Raw genomic sequence first — 16,998 nt, 5'->3', positions numbered from 1 at the left:
TGGTGGCGGGGCGGCTCGCGCTTCGCAGAAGGTGTCGCCCTGTGTTCGGCGGGTCACCGCACCCGTGTCTCAAGTTAATTGTTTCGGATACTGTTCCCTTGCCCCCAAATCCCAATCCAGACGACATTCACCAACGCCTCTGGACCTCGGCCTGCATGATCGCCGCAGAGCTGGAAGAGCGCGTTGAAACCACCGTTCAGCCCACGGTCGCGCAGGAAACCCGGTTCAATGGCGGCGTCGCGCCGCAGGTTGCCAATCATTATGCCAGGATCCTGACAGCAGGCGGGCTACCGGCGAAGGCCAGGATCCTGGATCTGGGCTGCGGTTTCGGGCGGATCGCCATGGCGCTGGCGCGAAGGCTGGGGCCGGATGTCGATTACACCGGCCTTGACCCAAATGCCGATGGCATCGCCTGGGCGCAGCAGAACATCACGCCGCGCCATCCGAATTTCCGCTTCCGGCGGATTGACGTCAAAAGCAAGCCCTACAATCCCGATGGCACCCAAGACGGGGCCAGCTTCCGCTTTCCCTTTGACGATGCGAGCCTCGACCTGGTCTTCATGATCTCGGTCCTGACCCATGTCGATCTGCCCACGGTCGAAACATATGCGCGCGAAGCGGCGCGGGTGCTGAAGCCATCGGGCCGTTTGGTGACGACGATCTTCCTGCTGGATCCCGAGGTTGATCGCCTGCTGGCCGCCGGCAAGGGGCATTTCGCGCTGAAATATCAGGATGGTGAATGCCGGGTCGAAAACCCGGCCAATCCCGAACTGGTCATCGCCCATCCGCGCGCGCGGGTGCTGGAGATCATGGATCAGGCCGGATTTGCGAAAACGCTCGTGGTGAACGGCCATTGGAGCGGCCGTCCCTCGGCGCTGCCGATGGAGTTTCAGGATCTGCTGATTGCGGGTCATGATCCGCAGGGCATAACCGCGCCACAGGATCGCTCTGCGCTGCCAGCCGAGGCGATGACACCCGCGCAGGCGGTCCTCTATGCGCGGGTCATCGCCCTGACAGGGGCCGATACGGTGCGGTTTTCGCAGTTCATCACCTGGTCCAATGCTTTGGCCCTGAATGCCCTATGGTGGCACTGCGACGGGTTTAAGCTGTGCCTGAACGACGGTGGTTCCGCCCATACCGGCCTGCATTTTGATGCGCTGCAGAAGCTGGGACTGGCGCAGGTTCGCCCTAACGGGGGCACCGTCCCCACAACCTTCCACGACCTTGATGATGCCGCCATGATCGCCCTGCTGATCCGCGCGGGGCGTGTCACAGGCCAGAGCACCCTGTTCGATGCGCTTGTCGAAGCCAGCGCAAATGGGCTGCGCGTGCTGGAGATGATCAACGCCGGGGTGAGGCCCGCGCTGCGCAGCGCTGACGGGCATGAGATAGCCGTCGGCATACCCGCCTGGGCGTGAGCGGGCGCTCTGGTATGCGGGTGGCTGTGGCCGCACAGAGCGCAATGCCGCCTCAAAAACTGAAATAATCCTTTAAAAATCATGCCGTTGAAAAGAAGTAGACAACAAGAAACCCGACCTCTTCACGAGAAGAAAAAGAAAAGTAAAAGTCCACGTCCGGGCCTCAGAAAGAAAAACGAAAAAGTATGACCCAGAACGACCTGAAGCCTAAATCCGAACACCCGAAACCTGATCTGAATGCCGAAATAGGCTCAGGAAATACATTTTCACACGCTCAGATGATCGAATTATTTGGGCATATTGTCTCTGGCGAGCGATGCCGCCAGAGACGTGTTTCCAGACGATTGGCCGCTCAGGTCAGCGCCACCATATCGGCATCATCGCCAGGTCCGGCGTCGAAAAGCGGAAGTGCGGCGAACTGAGCCAAAATCGGGCGACAAAACGCCAGCAGCATCTGACGGTGCTTTGCGGTTGGGCTGCTCCCCGAAACCTGAAAGCGCGCTTCGAATTTTGCATCCATCGTCTCATGCAACACACGAGCCTTCTCCGGATCGCAGCGCATCTTGTGGATCACCAGTGCAACGCGACGCAAGGGTGCATCCAAAGGCGAAGATGCGGGCGCGCTGCGCAGGGCACGCACCAAATCGCTCAAACGATCCTGCGCAGCATCGGAGTCGTGATGCCATGCGGAGTAAGCCGGATCGAGGCTGAAGCCTACGTCCTCAAGCTCACGCTCTGCGCGGATGTAGGCCGTAAGAACCGGCAGAAGCATGGTGAAGGCCCGCGAGATCTCCGTCTCGCGAGGCCCGACCAGCATAGCAGGGAGGTGGGCCACAGAAGTCGAATGGAGCGGCTTGTTCATGCGAAATCTCCCGGGGCAGCGACAGAGCTGGAGGTGTATGCGGCCAGGGCAAGACCTGCGAAATGCGAGAGGTATGCGATCTCGATGCCGCTATGGCGATGGCCTTGCCGGATCATGTCAAAGATCGACCACTGCAGGATGTTGGGCGAACCGTGGCGCGACATATATGCGAGCGCCAGGCGGGCGTAGCGGCTGCCGGTGTCGCAATCCTGCGAGAACGTCCAAGACGGGCTGACCGACCAGAAGTTGCGCGGAGGCGCGCCAGCAGCCCGTTCGGCCTCGGTCGACTGACGCACAAAAGGCAGCGCCAGCACCGGGTGGGGCACGATATCTTCATCGACCGGAGGGGGCTCGGTGCCGAACATATCGGGCAGAAGCAGTGCCGCGCTGGCGGCGGGCAAGCCGCCCAGGATGGCGCGCCGGCTCGGCCCTTTCAGGGCCTTGGGCATGGTGATAGGATTGGCCACAGCCATGATGCGATCTCCTCATAGATCGAGTCTCGGTTAGGGCTGGGAGGAAGGTGAGATTTCCGCCCAGTCCGCTTGCAGTAACGTCAATGTAGTTATATGTATTTCAGATCGAAGCCTCGGTCAATCAAAATTAACTACGGACAACTACAAATGAGTCAAAAAGGGCTTCCTATATCATTTCGACTTACACCTGAGAAAAAGACGGCGCTCGAAGCTGCCGCAGAAGCTGACTCCCGGTCGGTCTCATCGCTCTTGGACAAAATTGTCTCAGATTGGCTCCGAGATGGCGGGTTTCTTCCACGATGACAAAATCTTAAACCGTGGTCGGCGGGTGGTCATGGCGTCGAGCCTAGCCCTCAGCTCTGGATTGCGGTCATCGCGCAGCCCTATAACGAAATTGGAATCCTTGGCGAGCGTCTTGCGCTGAGTCGCAAGCGAGACATGAACTACATCTTCTACCGGTTGAGCAAGCTGGACGATCATTTTCCGGCTGGTCTCACCCTGTCGAGTATCGTCTCCCGCTCACCAATCTCCGACGGCGCCCTGTCACTCCAATGAAATTCCTGAGCCCCCCGGCGCGCGGGTCAGAAGCCTGAGTTACCACGGCCAAGAGCTCCGTGCCTGCCACGGCGCCAGGTGAAGGCCTCGGTGACGACACTGACTGTTCGATGATCACAGCCTGGATCCGTCATTCGGGAAAACAGTGCCCGGATTGCACAGCAGCCTCAGGCTAAGGGGCAGGGTTCCGCCACCGGCGCCGCACCGGTGTAGTTCAGCCCCCAGTCCCGCATCGAGACAAGGATCGGCTCCAGCGAGTGGCCGAGCGGCGTGAGCTCGTATTCCACCCGCGGCGGCACCTCGGGATAGACGGTGCGGGTGATGATCGCGGCTTCTTCCAGCTCGCGCAGCTGCAGGGTCAGCATCCTTTGGGTGACCGAAGGGATCGCCCGTCCCAGATCGCTGAAACGCATCCGGCCGCGCAAAAGGTGGAACAGGATGATCGGCTTCCACGTGCCGCCCATGACCGAAAGCGTCACCTCCACCGCACATCCGCTTTTGCCGTTCAGCTTGTGCATCGCTTCCTCCGGCCCATGACTTACATTTTTGTAAGTATATGCGAAATTTGTGCGTTCTTGCGCAGAATGACTACAGCGCTTTAGTGAGCCGGGCAATGGCAGGGTTTCACAGCCTGCCCCAAAACCGGAGTGCGTTTTATGAAAGCGATCCAGCTTGCCCTGCCGGGCGGGTTTGAAAATCTGCGGCTGGTTGACCTGCCTGAACCTGCCGCCCCCGCTGCGGCCGAGATCACCGTGCGCCTGCATGCGAGCTCGCTCAACTACCATGATCTGCTGGTAGTGTCCCAGCCGCGCACGGCAGGCGGCCCCCTGATTCCGATGGCGGATGGCGCGGGTGTCGTGACGGCCATCGGTGCGGGTGTCACCGAATTCGCGGTCGGCGATGCGGTGGTGTCGTGCTTCTTTCCAGAGTGGCAGTCGGGGCGTGACATGCCCAATACCTTCGCCACGGTCCCCGGTGACGGCATTGATGGCTTTGCCCGCGAAAGCGTGACCCTGCCGGCCAGTGCCTTCACCCATTCGCCCAAAGGCTACAGCCATGCCGAGGCGGCAACGCTGACCACGGCGGGCCTGACCGCCTGGCGGGCACTGGTGGTCGATGGTCAGATCAAGGCGGGCGATACCGTGCTGGTGCTGGGCAGCGGCGGCGTTTCGATCCTGGCACTGCAAATGGCCAAATCGATGGGCGCGCGGGTGATCGCCACCACCTCAAGCGCGGCGAAGGCGGAACGTCTGCGCGCGCTCGGGGCGGATGCGGTCATCGACTATGTCGTGAACCCGGACTGGAGCGTGGCAGTTCTGGACGCCACCGGGGGGCGCGGCGCGGATATCGTGATCGAAGTCGGCGGCCCGGAGACCCTGACCCAGTCGATCCGCGCTTGCCGGGTCGGCGGCCATATCGCCCTGATCGGCGTGCTGACCGGGTTTGGCGGCGCGGTGCCGACGGTCGAGCTGATGACGCGGCAGCAAAAGCTGCAGGGCCTGATTGTCGGCAGCCGCGAGCAACAGCGCGACATGGTCCGCGCGCTGGAAGGGTTCGACTGGCGGCCGGTCATCGACCGCAGCATGCCGCTGGAAGACATAGCCGAGGCCTTTGCCTGGCAGCAGGCAGGGCGGCATTTCGGCAAGATCTGTCTGACCTGGTGATCAGGTCCGCCCGTCAATGCACCGCAACCCCGTTCAGCTTGTCGGGGTTGCGGGTGATGTAGATATTGGCGATGCGCTCGCCCTCGAATTCCAGCGCGGTGATCTGCAACATGCCGCTCTGGCGGGTCAGATAGCCGGGCAAGCCGTCAATGGTGACCAGCCGCACCATCTCGACCGGGGCAAATTTGCGGGCGATGCCGATATACATGCGCCGGATCGCATCACTGCCGCGAATGATGTCATAGGATCGCACCTTGCCACCGCCATCGGAATGCAGGCTGACATCGCTTGCCAGCATGGCGCCAAGGGTTGCGGCATCGCCCGAGATACAGGCTTCAAAGAAGGCGCGGGTCAGGCTGTCGCGCTGTTCGCGGGGGATCTCTTGCCGGGGTCGGTCTACCTTCACATGCGCCCGCGCACGGGAGGCCAGCTGGCGGGTGGCGGCGGGGCTGCGCTCGATGGTAGCGGCGACCTCGTCGAGGGGTTGGCCAAAGACGTCATGCAGCAGAAAGGCCGCGCGCTCCAGCGGCGACAGCCGTTCCAGCGCCATCATCAGGGTCAGCGTCAGATTGTCGGGGCGCATCGTGTCATCCTCGGGCTCAATCAGTGGCTCGGGCAGCCAGGTGCCGGGATAGGCCTCGCGCCGCGCCCGGGCGGATTTCATCTGGTCCAGACAAAGCCGCGATACCACGCGGGTAAGCCAGGCGGCAGGTTCAAGCACCGCCGCCTGATCGCTGTGGTGCCAGCGCAGATATGCCTCTTGCACCACATCCTCGGCCTCATGGCGCGAGCCGAGCATGCGGTAGCCAAGACGCAGCAGCCGGGGCCGCTGCGCCTCGAACATCGCCGCGAAGGTTTTTGGGCTGCGGTCAGGCGGCATGGGGCAATTCGGTCGGATGGGCCGCGCGGAAGCCGACCTGAATGCGGTTCCACATGTTGATTGCGGCCACGGCCATGGACAGCCACGCCCGCTCATCATCATTGAACGCGGCCTTCACCGCCTCCCAATCCGCATCCGGCGCGCCGGTTTCAGCCACCAGTGTCAGCGCCTCGGTCCAGGCCAAAGCCGCCCGTTCGCGGGGCGAATAGAACGAGCTTTCGCGCCAAGCGACCAGCATATGCAGGCGCAGCGACGTCTCACCGTCCTTCAGCGCCTCGGAGGCGTGCAGATGGATGCAATAGGCGCAGCCATTGATCTGGCTGGCGCGCAACTTGATCAGATGCAAGAGCGGCGCCTCAATCGGCCCGGCGCGCAAGGCGGCTTCCAGCGCGAACAGCGGCTTGAACCCGGCCTCGGCGCGTTTGAAGTAATCGGTCATGCGGGGTGTCATCATTCTCTCCATTTTCGATCAGACACCAGCATGACGAAGCAGGATAGCGGGATGTGACATGGGGGCTGGATTTTTTCGATGGGATCAGGTTTCCGCCGAGTGAGAGGCATGCGGGATACCATTGGGCTGGTTCTGCGTTAGAGACCTGTGCAGGCGTGATGCAGTGAGGGGGCAAGCGGATGTTCAGGCCAATCTGGGTGCAGCCATGACGGATACCGCCCCCGATCCGGGCCCCGGCTGGGAATGGCGGTTCTGGGCGATCTTTGGCGGTCAGGCGGCCTCGCTGATCGGGTCGGCCATGACGCAATTCGTGCTGATCTGGTGGATCACCGACACCACCGGCTCTGTCTCGGCCCTGGCCCTGGCCGGGCTGGTTGCGCTGGCACCGCAGGCGCTGCTGGGGCCCTTGGGCGGCACGCTGGCGGATCGCTACAGCCGCCGCCTGATCATGATCCTGGCCGATCTAATCAGCGCCCTGTGCATGCTGGTGCTGATCGCGCTGTTCCTGAGCGCGCGGATCGAGCTTTGGCATATCTACACGATGATGTTCCTCCGCAGCGCGATGCAGGCGTTTCAGCAGCCGGCGGCGGCGGCCAGCACGGCGATGCTGGTGCCAGCCAGCTTTCTGCCGCGCGCGGCGGGGCTGAACCAGACGCTGATGGGGATCATCACCATCGCCGCCGCGCCTTTGGGGGCGCTGGCGATCAGCGTGATGCCCATCGGCTACGCGCTGTCTATCGACGTCGGCACCGCCGTTCTCGGCATCGTGCCGCTGCTGATCTACGCCATTCCGCAGCATCGTGTGCCGATGGATCAGCGCAGCAGCCTCTGGGCCGAGTTCCGCGAGGGCGTGGCGCTTGTGCGGGGCGATCCCGTGTTGTGGCGGGTGTATCTTCTGCTGACGGCGGTGGTTCTGGTGTTGATGCCGTCCTTCACGCTGGTGCCCTTGCTGGTCAAAGAGCATTTCGGCGGCGGCCCGACCGAGGTGGCCGTGATAGAGGGGCTGGGCGGCGCGGGCATGATCCTTGGCGGGGTGATCGTCACTGCGCTGGCGCCAAAGCGGTTGGTCCTCTGGATCCTCTGGGGCTTTGCGCTGTCTTGCTTTGCCTTCGCGCTGGCGGCTTTGGTGCCGGGCGGGATGTTCTGGCTGGCGGTGGTATTCTGGGTCATCAGCAGCCTGGCCTTCATCCTTGGCAATGCGCCGCTGACCGTGCTGATCCAGACCCGGGTGCCAAACCACCTGCAAGGCCGCGCCCTGTCGCTGATGGCGACGATGATGGGCCTTGCCGCCCCCGTGGGTCTGGCCATCGCAACGCCGGTCGGAGAGCTGATCGGCATCCGCTGGCTGTTCGTAGCCATGGGCGTGGTCAGCGGTCTGGTCGCAATGACGGGCTTTCTGTCGCCGGTGCTGCTGGCGAAAGCTGCGCCGGACCGGGCAGTGCGATAGCCCTTAGCCTTCTTCCCTTTGTGCGTCGCGGAATACGGCCAATTGATCGTCAAACGCGCGCTGATACGCGGGCCGCGCCTCGCCCCGCGCCACATAGGCGGCAAGGGCTGGGTATTCCTCCAGCAGGCCGGACCCGTGCAACCTCCGCTGCACGGTCACCATCAGCAGGTCCCCCGCGCTGAAGGCACCGTCGAGCCATGGGGCATCGCCCAGATGCCCGGCCAGACTGGTCAGCCGTTTGCGGATGCTGTCGTTCAGCCCCTGCAGCCGCTGCTGATACCAGGGCGCGTCATGCTCCAGAATGGTGGCAAGGCTGCGCTCGAAGATCGGCGGCTCAACGGTGTTGAGCGCTGCGAACATCCACGAGATCGCACGGGCGCGGGCGTTCGGATCATCGGGCAACAGGCCCGGATGGGTTTCGGCGATATGCAGGGTGATGGCGCCGGATTCGAAGAGGGTCAGGTCATCCTCTTCATAAGTCGGGATCTGGCCGAACGGGTTCCGCGCAAGATGCGCGGGCTCTTTCATGTCTGCGAAGGACACCAGACGCACATCATAGGGCTGGCCCACCTCCTCCAGCGCCCACCGCACCCGCATATCCCGCGCAAGGCCCCTGCCACGGTCCGGCGATCGTTCAAACGCGGTAATGATCGGTGCCATGAGGGGTTCTCCGTTGTGCTTGAGGAGCCGTCAGATGAAAGAGAACGGGGGTAGAATTGGCCCGTGTCTGGGCGCGTCTGGGGGGGACTTGGGTTCGGAGGGCAGGCAAGGCTTTCGGTTAAATCGCGAAGACAGGAAAGCGGTTCCCATCGCTGCGGTCACCCCTTGGTGGCGAATTTCTCGCGGTAGGCCCCGGCTGTCAGGCCGGTGATGCGCTGAAAGATGCGGCGGAAGGCGGCGGGATCGTCATAGCCCGCCTCCCATGCGATGCGGTCCACCGGGTCGCGGGTGAATTCCAGCCGCTCGCGCGCCAATCCAACCCGCAGATGCTGCACATATTCCGTCGGCCGCAGCCCGGTCGCGCGCTGGAACCGGCGCAGGAAGGTGCGCGGCTCCATCTGGGCCTTGGCAGCCATGGCTGGGATCGAGACCTCACGCCCGCCGCGCGCCTGCAACCAGTGCTGCACCCGCAGGATCGCGGGATCGCCATGCGACAGGCGCGGCGCGAAATGGCTGTAATGGCGCTGCTCTCGCCCCGCCGGATCGACCAGCAGGAACCGCGCGGTTTCCGCCATTACCGTGGGGCCAAGAAAGCGGTGGATCAGCCGCAGGCCAAGATCCGTCCAGGCCATCATCCCTGCGGCGGTCAGGATATCGCCATCCTCGACCACAATCGCCTCGGGCGTCAGCCGCACCTTCGGGAAAGCTGCGCGGAAGGCATCGGTATAAAGCCAGTGCGTGGTGGCGCGCCGCCCGGTCAGCAGCCCGGCATGGCCCAGCAGAAACGCCCCCACGCAGATGGAGGCGATGGTGCTGCCCTGCCCATGACGCGCCCGCAGCCAGTCGGCAAAGGGCGCGGCCTCATCGGCCTGCATCGGCGGCGTCAGGCGGCCCGGCACGATGATGACTTCGGGCGGGCGTGTGCCGGATGGGCTGTCCGCGCTACGCGCCCAGCCTGCGGGGCCTTCCTCCCACCGGCTGCAGGCGATCCGCGCCGGGCTGCCGTGTTCCGCCGCATACAGGTTGGCGACGGCAAACATATCCGCCATCCCGTGAACCGAGGCCATCTGGCACCCCGGGTAAAGCATCAGGCCGATCTCAAAGGGTTCGGGCATGGTGTTTGTCACTTATGGCTTGCTGAATGTCATATACGCCAATCCCGTGATCCGCGCAAAAGCTTCATCTTCTTCCCATCAGCGGCGGACATCCTGCCGCAGCTACAGGAGGATACCATGACCAAGACCATCGTTCTGATCCACGGCGCCTGGCTGAACAGCCGGTCCTGGGAAAAGGTGAAAGCCCGCTATGAGGCCCGCGGCTATACCGTGATCGCCCCCGACTGGCCCTTTGACGACCGCGCCCCGCAGGCGCTGCGCGACAGCCCCGATCCGCGCCTTGCCCGGCTGAGCCAGAACAACATCATCGCGCATTATGAGGCGATCATCCGCGCGCTGCCGGACCAGCCGATCCTGATCGGTCATTCGCTCGGCGGGGTCTTTGTCCAGCATCTGCTGGCGAAGGGGCTGGGGGCTGCCGGCGTTGCGTTCAACCCCGCGCCGACGCCCGGCGTGGCGCTTGGCCTCCATGCGATTGTCTCGGCGCTGCCGGTGTTCGGCGACTTTTTCTCCTGGCGGAAGGCCAAGGTGATGAGCCGCAGCTTCTTTGCCCGCCGCTTTGCCCAGACCCTGCCGCAGGATCAGCTGGAGGCCGCCTATGACCGCTACATCGTGCCGACGCCGGGCCGGGTTTACTGGAACGGCGTGGTGAAGCCGCTGAAGATCGACTGGGCCGGCCAGGACCGCGCACCGCTTCTGCTGATCGGCGGCGGCAAGGATCTGATCGCCGATGCGTCGATGACGAAGGCGATCTGGCGCAAGCAATCCCGGGCCAGCAGCCCGACCGACCTGCGGATCTTTGAGGATCGTTCGCATTGGACGCTGATGGACAAAGGCTGGGAGGAGGTGGCCGATGCGGCACTGGATTGGGCCGAGGGGCAGACCGGCAAACTGGCGCAACTGCGTGCGGCCTGAGATCGCGCTGCCCATCAAGCCAATGAAACAGAACCTGCGACCGCCCGCATAGATTCCGATAGTCCGGGCATGTGTCCGCGCTTCCTATGGGCCTTTTGCCGCAGTTTCTGCCATCGGCTTCTTACAGACCTATGCGGCTGGCGTCGCTGCAGTCTCTGTAGGCGACCCGCTCAAGAATACTGCCCACATCAGCGCTACAATCGCAGGACACGGTTTTCACCATAGAGTGGGAGAATAACGTCTCGCGAACCTCTGTCTTGCAGTGGCGTGATCTCCGCATCTCCGAGTCAGATTGCTTGCATCACTGCTATCGTGCCAGCAGCGGTCAAGGGAGCGGCCACAACGCCATTCCTGCAACGCATACGATGATCGCATATCGCTGCAGTCAATGCGCGGGCCTGAAGAGAAACGCCGATATCGGGTTCGGATCCGCTATGGGTCCAAAGTGGTCACCCTGGCGAAGATCTGAGGGCAGACCTTGCGGTTTCAATCTTCAACCTGCTGGCTGCGGAGTGACGCCCATCGCGCGGACCTTCAGCGAAGATCAGCGCGATGGGCAGGGCGGGTATTGCGTCGCGGATCAGTCATCCGTCTCGATGTCATCCGTCATGCTGGCATTCAGCGCCCGCAATTCTTCCTCCATCTGATACGATGAGGGCGAGGATGGGGGCGAGAACCCGGGTGCCGCGGGCGCAGGACGTGTCTTGGTCACCTCTTCCGGATCGTCCGCGATGTCCTCAAAAGCCAGCTTGCTGGCAGGCTCGGATGCGCGCGGCTCATCCTTGACGACGAGCGCATTCGATGCCGGGACTTTGTCAGACGTTTCCTGTGCTTCCTTCCCTGCCGGCACCATTGCATTCGCCTTCATTTCATCGCGGAAATAGCTGTTAAGCGTCGAGCCGGTGATCTTGACCCCGAAGCCCGTGAACGCGGCGGCAATGTCATCAAAGCTGCGGCCAGCGGCACGCGCTTCATGAATCTCGGGCATCGCCTGACGAAGTGCAGCCTTGAGCGAGGTATCCTCGGGCGGCGTCTTCGCCAACGCACGGATCGCCTTTTTGAGATCCGGGATCATGCTGGTCTTGATGCGATTGGTGGTGGTCTTGTGTTCCATGGTCGTTCCTTTCGTTATGGGACGACCTTTCTAATAGTGCCGGAATTTCGTGGCGTGACAGGAAAAATTTGGCCGTCCACAGAAAAGCGACAAATTTGATCCCTTCGGATAAGTTGATGCCTGTCTTGGGTGTCGGACTTGGCCCTTCAGCGGAAGTCGAAGGGAAGTTTGCGCTGGAACAGGGCCAGCGAAACCTATCTGCCATTCATGCGACGATTGTGAGAAACTCATCTCAAACTTGGCCAGGAACTCGGATTTCGGCCCTGGATTTTGTTGAAACCCCATATTGTGGTTGCCTGAAACGGGTGGGTTTCGTTTTACGGACTTTCTGGCTGGCCTGCGGTTTCGCACGAATTCCGCATGATCTTTCGGTAACGCGCGGATTCGGGCCGCACAGATTATGGGGGCGCCATGGGGCATCCAGACGCGCGGCGCGCATGCGTCACCCCCTCCGCTCGAAGATCAGCCCGATGAAGGTTCCCCCGACGATCAGCGCTGCGCCGATCAGCGTGGCACCGGTCGCAGCCTCCGACAGGATCGCCCAGGACAGGGCAAAGCCGAACAGCGGCTCGGTCCCCATCAGGAAGCTGACCCGGGTCGGGCTGCTGCGGCGGACGGCAGCGTTCTGCACATAGAAGGCGCCGATGGTGCAGAAGAGCGACAGGAACGTGACGGCGCCCCAGAAGCCCGGCCCCGCATGGACGATCAGCGCCGATGGCCCCCCTTGGACCGGCAGCAGGGCCAGCACCAGCAGCATCACCGTGCCCGATTGCACGGCGGTCAGCGCGGCCGAGGAAAGCGCGCTGCCCTCCATCAACCGTTTGGTTGAGACGACCATGACGGCGCGCAGCCCGGCAGCGGCCAGCACCAGCAGATCGCCGGTGCCAAGCGCGGTGACGCCGCCCGCAAGGGTGCCGACGCCGAGGATCGCCACAGCCGCGCCAAGGATGACCCCACCGGGCGGCAGACGGCGGCGCAACCCGAAATCGAGAAACGGCGTCAGCACGGTGCAGAGCGAGATGATCAGGGCGGTGTTGGTCGCCGAGGTCAGGGCCACGCCCCAGGTCTCGGCTAGGAAGATCGCGGTCAGGATCGCGCCGAGGATCATCCCCGCCGCCAAATCGCGCCGCGAGGCTGCGGCCAGACCCCGCCCCGCGATGAGACTCATCACGGACGCGGTAATTGCAAAGCGGTAGAAGATAAGGAGGAGCACCGGCGCATGGGTCAGCGCGCCCTTGGCGACCGGATAGCTTGCGCCCCAGACCACGGCGACGCCCAGCACGGCGAGATCGGCCCAGAGTAGTGTTCGGCCGGGTGCGGGATGGGCGGGGGACAGGGACATGGAAAACCTCGGGGCCGATGCACAACATCAGCTGGGTAGGCGATCCGGACCTCTGCGGGATAGAACGAAAGTGCGGCCCTCAGCCCCTCGCATAGGCGGCGGGCGTGGTGCCGGTGATCGCCGCGAAATGGCGCCCCATATGGCTTTGATCGGCAAAGCCGGTCTCGGCCCCGGCCATGGCCGGGGCCATGCCCTGGTCCAGCAGTGCCTTCACCCGGGCAATGCGGCGTTGCAGATGCCAGGCATGGGGTGGCAGCCCCGTCGCGCGGCGGAAGCTGTCGATGGTCTGACGACGGCGCAGGCCGGTGATCTGACACAGATCCTCCAGCGATATATCCTCGGCCAGATGTGCATCGAGAAAACCCATCGCATCGGCGATCCGCCCCTGCACTGAGGGACGGGACGGCACCTCATGCCCGGTCAGCTCGGACAGCAAAAGGCCCAGAAGCGCCTCCAATGCGGTGTCCCGCGCCAAGGTTTGCGGCGCATCGTGCAAGGTGCCGTGAAGATCGACAAAACGGCGGGCCAGATCGGGCCGGGCATGGAAGGCGCTCGCGAAATCCAGCGTGCCGGTGACCGGGCGATCCAGCTGATCTGACAGCAGGGTTCGCATCGCCGCCTCGGGCACATAGATCATCCGCTGCCGCCAACCCTGCGCCCCGCCCGCGCCGCCGTGATGCACATCGCCCGGGCGCATGGTCACCACCGATCCGGCGGGCACAGCATTCTGCTCGCCCCGGCACCAGACAGAATGCACGCCGCCATCGATGACGCCGATCAGATATTCATCATGCGCATGGGGCTTGAAGCTTTGGCGCAGGTAACGGGCCTCCAGCGTTTCGATGGCAAAGAACCCGGGCAGGCGCCGCAGCACGGCCCGGTCGGGCTTTTCCAATGGGGTCGGTGTTTCTGTCAACGAAGGTCGTCTCCTTAGGCCACGGCAGCATAGGGTGGCAGAAGCGGTGGAGCAAAGGGGGGAGATCGACGCCTGCGCCGCCGATATCAGGAAGCGGAAGGTAGTCTTGTCGGTTCAGAGGAAGGGCGTGTCAGGGAGCCTGCTGGTCTTTTCAGTGCTGTGATTGTCTTGCTGACCTTTAACCTTCATGTCCCGAACTCTGATTGTGTCTACGGCGGCGCAAAATTCGTCCGTGGCGGCGGAGCAAAACCAAGCTGGATGGTGAGGATGCGCGCCATGGCGTACTGGCCGGTCAGGGCCACCCGTCGGGCAGAAAGCCTCCCCGTCAGAAAACATCGCCAGCCCCGGGATTATTCTTCGCTTTCCCACGTCATTCACTTCAGGACGCCGCGATCTGTGGTGCGTCCGGTAACCTGGAGTGACCCTTATGAACCGCCTGATGACCACCGTCTGCGCCCTGATCCTTGGCACTGGTGCCGCCATGGCCGACCCCGCCCTGACGGCGGAGCATGCAGGTGGCGCGCTGCTGACCAATGCCGAGGGCATGACGCTTTACACCTTCGACAAAGACACCGACGGCGCCTCGAACTGCGCGGGCGAATGCGCGGCGATCTGGCCGATCCTGGCCGCAACGGCTGAGGACAAGGCGGAGGGCGATTATGCCGTGATCGACCGCGCCGATGGCGCGAAGCAGTGGACCTACAAGGGCAAGCCGCTTTACACCTTTGCCAATGATGCCGCTCCGGGCGATGTGGCCGGTGACGGTGTCAAAGGCGTCTGGCATATCGCCCGGCCCTGAGGTCCTGATGATCCTGCCCCCTGACAGAAAGCCCGAAAGATGAGGGTTCTGGATGAGATCGAATCTGCGATACCGGCGCTGCGGCGCTATGCGCGGGCTTTGATGCGCGACCGGGACCGGGCCGATGATCTGGTGCAGGATTGCCTGGAACGGGCCGTGGCCAACCGCCATCTGTGGCGCGGCGACGGCCCGGTTCAGGCCTGGCTCTTCCGGATCCTGATCAACCGCTACCGCGATCTGCACCGCAGGGATCCGGCACCTGGCCATCTGGTGGCCATCGAGGATCTGGCGGTCGAGCCGGTCCAGTTCGGTGACCCGGAAAGCGGCCTCGCGCTGCGCGAAGTGCGCGATGCCATGGCCCGCCTGCCTGTCGATCAGCGCGAAGCACTGCTGATCGTGGCGCTGGAGGGCAAGACATTGGAGGAGGCCGCAGGGCTTTTAGAGATCCCGAAGGGAACGCTGATGTCGCGGCTGGCCCGCGCGCGTGCCACATTGCGGGTGCTGACCGGACGCGGCCCGGGTGCCGATGTGCTGCCCGGACCGGGACGGGAGAGGAAATGATGACGGAAAAGCCTGCCCTGACTGAGGCCGAACTGCTGACCTATGCCGCAGGGGCGCTGCCGCCGGAGGAAGCCGCCGCAATGAAGGCGCGTCTCGTCGATGATCCTGCCGCAAGTGCCACTCTGGCAGAATGGCAGCTGCAGGATGCCGCCATCCGGGATCTTTACGGGCCCGTTGCAGAGGAACCCGTGCCGGACAGGCTTACCGCGATCATCCGCCGCGCCAAAGCGGGTGATGCCGCAGAGCAGGCAAGGCCCAAACAGGGCCGGTTTGCCCTGATCGCAGCGACCTGCGCAGCGCTGGCGTTTGGGGCCGGGACCGGCTGGTTCGCCCGTGATCTTGCCACACCCTCCGCCGGTGCCCAGACCCTCGCCTCCAATGCCATACGTGCCTATGAGACCTTTGTCGTCGAGGTCGCGCATCCGGTTGAGGTCTCCGCATCAGAGGCCGAGCATCTGAACACCTGGATGTCCAAACGGCTGGGCCATGAGATCCGGCCGCCTGACTTTGCGGCGGCAGGGTTCAGCCTGATGGGGGGGCGGATCGTGCCCTCGGCGGAAGGCGCAGCGGCGCTTTACATGTATGAAGATCCTCAGGGCCAGCGCATCACGCTTTACATCGCGCCTGAGGGTGCCAGCCCGGAAACCGCCTTTCAGTTCGCACAACAGGGCGAGACCCAGAGCTTTTACTGGATGGACCGCGACCTGAGCTATGCCGTCACCGGCACAGTGCCGCGAGAGATGCTGCGCCAGATCGCCCTGGCCGCCTATGACCAGCTGATCTGACAGGCCGGGGCGTGTCAGAGCAGCCCCAGAACCGGTCGTCCGCGGCCTGATCTTCCGAGAAGAGCCATCCGGCACCTCTATCAGCCCGATCCCGATCGCTTTCAACCGGCCAATCTCCTTGCGGATGCTGCCATAGCGGAGCGCCATATGTGCGACCCACTCGCCCGCACCTCGCCTTCCGAGCAACATGCGGCGGCACAACAACCGGCGGGTTGTGCCCTCAGCCGTGCCACTGGCCACGCCACGCCAGGCTAGGCTAGGCCAGCCCTATGCTGACGCTCGAGCCTCCCCGGCTTGACGAGGCCGGCCCTTTGCGGACGGTCGAGCCTCGCCGGTGCTGCGCGGCGGCATACCCCGAACCGGCCATTGGACGCGGGGCGCAGCATTTCGGTAAGTGCTTCCTACGCCCCACGCCATGTCAGCTTGACGGCCGGAAGCTCCAGGGCAGGAGCCTGTCGAGGCAGCTCATTACGCCAGCCTTACGGTCCGAAAGCTGCATAATGCGACAAGCTATCGAGGTCAGAAAACCAAGGAGCTTTCCGAAATCGCGATGGAGTTCAGTGCTGGTCCTATCCATTAAAGAAAAACACCGTTGCTAATCGAAATCAAACAAGATTTTGCGCAGATCGAACACGGCCAGCCCTCCCGTGTCCACAATGCCTGCAGCGTCCAACCACGTCATCTTCGGAACGCCGAGTAACTTGGCATCTGTGCAGATCGGGATGCCCACAACCATCGCAGGCTCCGTCCCCTCCCTTGCACGGTCCTGCAGGCGCCGCAGACTGTCTGTGTTGTCGGCATGAAGCGGTTGAATGCCGAAGCGTGTAATGGCGGCAGATACATATAAACCGAAATGTATCGCCCTCTCTCCACCGTGAGGCACGAGGAGCCGACCATCTGCGTAATTCTCGTGCTCACGAAGCTCTCGCGGACGTCGATCAAATAAACCCACATTTCCCAAGTAAGGCGCTGATTTCGCTGTCCTGACCATTATATTTCCTATATAAAACATGGTGTTGAAGGCTGCGAGGGGCGCGTTTC

Annotated in this window: 19 protein-coding genes; 7 read left to right on the top strand and 12 right to left on the bottom strand. The window is 63.3% G+C overall.

The genetic code is table 11. From position 1 onward, the window contains the following. Positions 1-98: 98 nt before the first annotated feature. Positions 99-1,418, top strand: a complete 1,320-nt coding sequence (locus tag GBJ34_RS15375) for a class I SAM-dependent methyltransferase (protein ID WP_192931243.1) — start codon at positions 99-101, stop codon at positions 1,416-1,418. A 352-nt stretch (positions 1,419-1,770) separates the two neighbouring features. Here GBJ34_RS15375 and GBJ34_RS15370 read toward each other — a convergent pair whose 3' ends face one another. From GBJ34_RS15370 to GBJ34_RS15355, 4 genes are all read right to left on the bottom strand, one after another. Beyond that, positions 1,771-2,280, bottom strand: a complete 510-nt coding sequence (locus tag GBJ34_RS15370; RefSeq protein ID WP_151720084.1) for a hypothetical protein — start codon at positions 2,278-2,280, stop codon at positions 1,771-1,773. Next, positions 2,277-2,753: a hypothetical protein gene (locus GBJ34_RS15365; RefSeq protein WP_151720083.1), complete on the bottom strand. Its 477-nt coding sequence runs from the start codon at positions 2,751-2,753 to the stop codon at positions 2,277-2,279. The genes GBJ34_RS15370 and GBJ34_RS15365 overlap by 4 nt, the downstream gene beginning before the upstream one ends. Positions 2,754-3,017: 264 nt before the next feature. Beyond that, positions 3,018-3,233 carry a hypothetical protein gene (locus GBJ34_RS15360; protein WP_151720082.1) on the bottom strand — a complete coding sequence of 72 codons (216 nt, stop codon included), beginning with the start codon at positions 3,231-3,233 and terminating at the stop codon, positions 3,018-3,020. Positions 3,234-3,475: 242 nt separating this feature from the next. Further along, positions 3,476-3,826 (bottom strand): winged helix-turn-helix transcriptional regulator, encoded by a 351-nt coding sequence (locus GBJ34_RS15355; protein ID WP_151720081.1) that lies wholly within the window; start codon positions 3,824-3,826, stop codon positions 3,476-3,478. Between the two features lie 138 nt (positions 3,827-3,964). Here GBJ34_RS15355 and GBJ34_RS15350 point away from each other — a divergent pair, with 138 nt between their 5' ends. Further along, positions 3,965-4,972: a zinc-dependent alcohol dehydrogenase family protein gene (locus tag GBJ34_RS15350; protein WP_151720080.1), complete on the top strand. Its 1,008-nt coding sequence runs from the start codon at positions 3,965-3,967 to the stop codon at positions 4,970-4,972. 13 nt (positions 4,973-4,985) lie between these two features. On the opposite strand, the gene GBJ34_RS15345 is transcribed toward GBJ34_RS15350, so the two are convergent. Further along, on the bottom strand, positions 4,986-5,852 hold the full coding sequence (locus tag GBJ34_RS15345; protein WP_151720079.1) for a sigma-70 family RNA polymerase sigma factor: 867 nt from the start codon (positions 5,850-5,852) through the stop codon (positions 4,986-4,988). Further along, on the bottom strand, positions 5,842-6,303 hold the full coding sequence (locus GBJ34_RS15340; RefSeq protein WP_151720078.1) for a carboxymuconolactone decarboxylase family protein: 462 nt from the start codon (positions 6,301-6,303) through the stop codon (positions 5,842-5,844). Before GBJ34_RS15340 ends, GBJ34_RS15345 begins: the two co-directional genes overlap by 11 nt. Before the next feature lie 205 nt (positions 6,304-6,508). Between GBJ34_RS15340 and GBJ34_RS15335 the strand changes: the two genes are divergently transcribed. Beyond that, positions 6,509-7,750, top strand: a complete 1,242-nt coding sequence (locus GBJ34_RS15335) for an MFS transporter (protein WP_151720077.1) — start codon at positions 6,509-6,511, stop codon at positions 7,748-7,750. A 3-nt stretch (positions 7,751-7,753) separates the two neighbouring features. On the opposite strand, the gene GBJ34_RS15330 is transcribed toward GBJ34_RS15335, so the two are convergent. After that, positions 7,754-8,410, bottom strand: coding sequence for a glutathione S-transferase family protein (locus GBJ34_RS15330; RefSeq protein WP_151720076.1), 657 nt, complete (start codon positions 8,408-8,410; stop codon positions 7,754-7,756). Between the two features lie 158 nt (positions 8,411-8,568). Then, a complete protein-coding gene (locus GBJ34_RS15325; protein WP_151720075.1) occupies positions 8,569-9,525 on the bottom strand; it encodes a GlxA family transcriptional regulator in 957 nt (318 codons plus the stop codon). A 117-nt stretch (positions 9,526-9,642) separates the two neighbouring features. On the opposite strand from GBJ34_RS15325, the gene GBJ34_RS15320 reads away from it, so the two are divergent. Continuing rightward, on the top strand, positions 9,643-10,440 hold the full coding sequence (locus GBJ34_RS15320) for an alpha/beta hydrolase (protein ID WP_151720074.1): 798 nt from the start codon (positions 9,643-9,645) through the stop codon (positions 10,438-10,440). A gap of 580 nt (positions 10,441-11,020) precedes the next feature. Here the strand turns inward: GBJ34_RS15320 and GBJ34_RS15315 are convergent. The 3 genes from GBJ34_RS15315 to GBJ34_RS15305 all read right to left on the bottom strand — a co-directional run bounded on the left by GBJ34_RS15315 (position 11,021) and on the right by GBJ34_RS15305 (position 13,812). After that, on the bottom strand, positions 11,021-11,554 hold the full coding sequence (locus GBJ34_RS15315) for a hypothetical protein (protein WP_151720073.1): 534 nt from the start codon (positions 11,552-11,554) through the stop codon (positions 11,021-11,023). Between the two features lie 442 nt (positions 11,555-11,996). Next, complete coding sequence (locus GBJ34_RS15310) at positions 11,997-12,896, bottom strand: DMT family transporter (protein ID WP_151720072.1); 900 nt, start codon at positions 12,894-12,896, stop codon at positions 11,997-11,999. Positions 12,897-12,975: 79 nt separating this feature from the next. Beyond that, complete coding sequence (locus GBJ34_RS15305; RefSeq protein WP_226341219.1) at positions 12,976-13,812, bottom strand: AraC family transcriptional regulator; 837 nt, start codon at positions 13,810-13,812, stop codon at positions 12,976-12,978. Positions 13,813-14,239: 427 nt separating this feature from the next. On the opposite strand from GBJ34_RS15305, the gene GBJ34_RS15300 reads away from it, so the two are divergent. Genes GBJ34_RS15300 through GBJ34_RS15290 form a run of 3 tightly spaced genes read left to right on the top strand, consistent with a single transcriptional unit; the run spans position 14,240 to position 15,957 of the window. After that, the gene (locus tag GBJ34_RS15300; RefSeq protein WP_151720071.1) at positions 14,240-14,611 is read left to right on the top strand and encodes a COG4315 family predicted lipoprotein; all 372 of its coding nucleotides are present in this window, start codon (positions 14,240-14,242) and stop codon (positions 14,609-14,611) included. 39 nt (positions 14,612-14,650) lie between these two features. Continuing rightward, positions 14,651-15,172 carry a sigma-70 family RNA polymerase sigma factor gene (locus GBJ34_RS15295; RefSeq protein ID WP_151720070.1) on the top strand — a complete coding sequence of 174 codons (522 nt, stop codon included), beginning with the start codon at positions 14,651-14,653 and terminating at the stop codon, positions 15,170-15,172. Then, the gene (locus tag GBJ34_RS15290) at positions 15,169-15,957 is read left to right on the top strand and encodes an anti-sigma factor family protein (protein ID WP_151720069.1); all 789 of its coding nucleotides are present in this window, start codon (positions 15,169-15,171) and stop codon (positions 15,955-15,957) included. The genes GBJ34_RS15295 and GBJ34_RS15290 overlap by 4 nt, the downstream gene beginning before the upstream one ends. Before the next feature lie 595 nt (positions 15,958-16,552). On the opposite strand, the gene GBJ34_RS20845 is transcribed toward GBJ34_RS15290, so the two are convergent. Beyond that, a partial coding sequence (locus GBJ34_RS20845) for a hypothetical protein (RefSeq protein ID WP_226341218.1) occupies positions 16,553-16,998 on the bottom strand: 446 nt, incomplete at its 5' end.

It is taken from the genome of Gemmobacter serpentinus (genome assembly GCF_008973825.1).
GTDB lineage: Bacteria > Pseudomonadota > Alphaproteobacteria > Rhodobacterales > Rhodobacteraceae > Gemmobacter > Gemmobacter serpentinus.
Note: the sequence above shows the minus strand (reverse complement) of the source record. Positions and strands in the feature narration are given on the sequence as shown.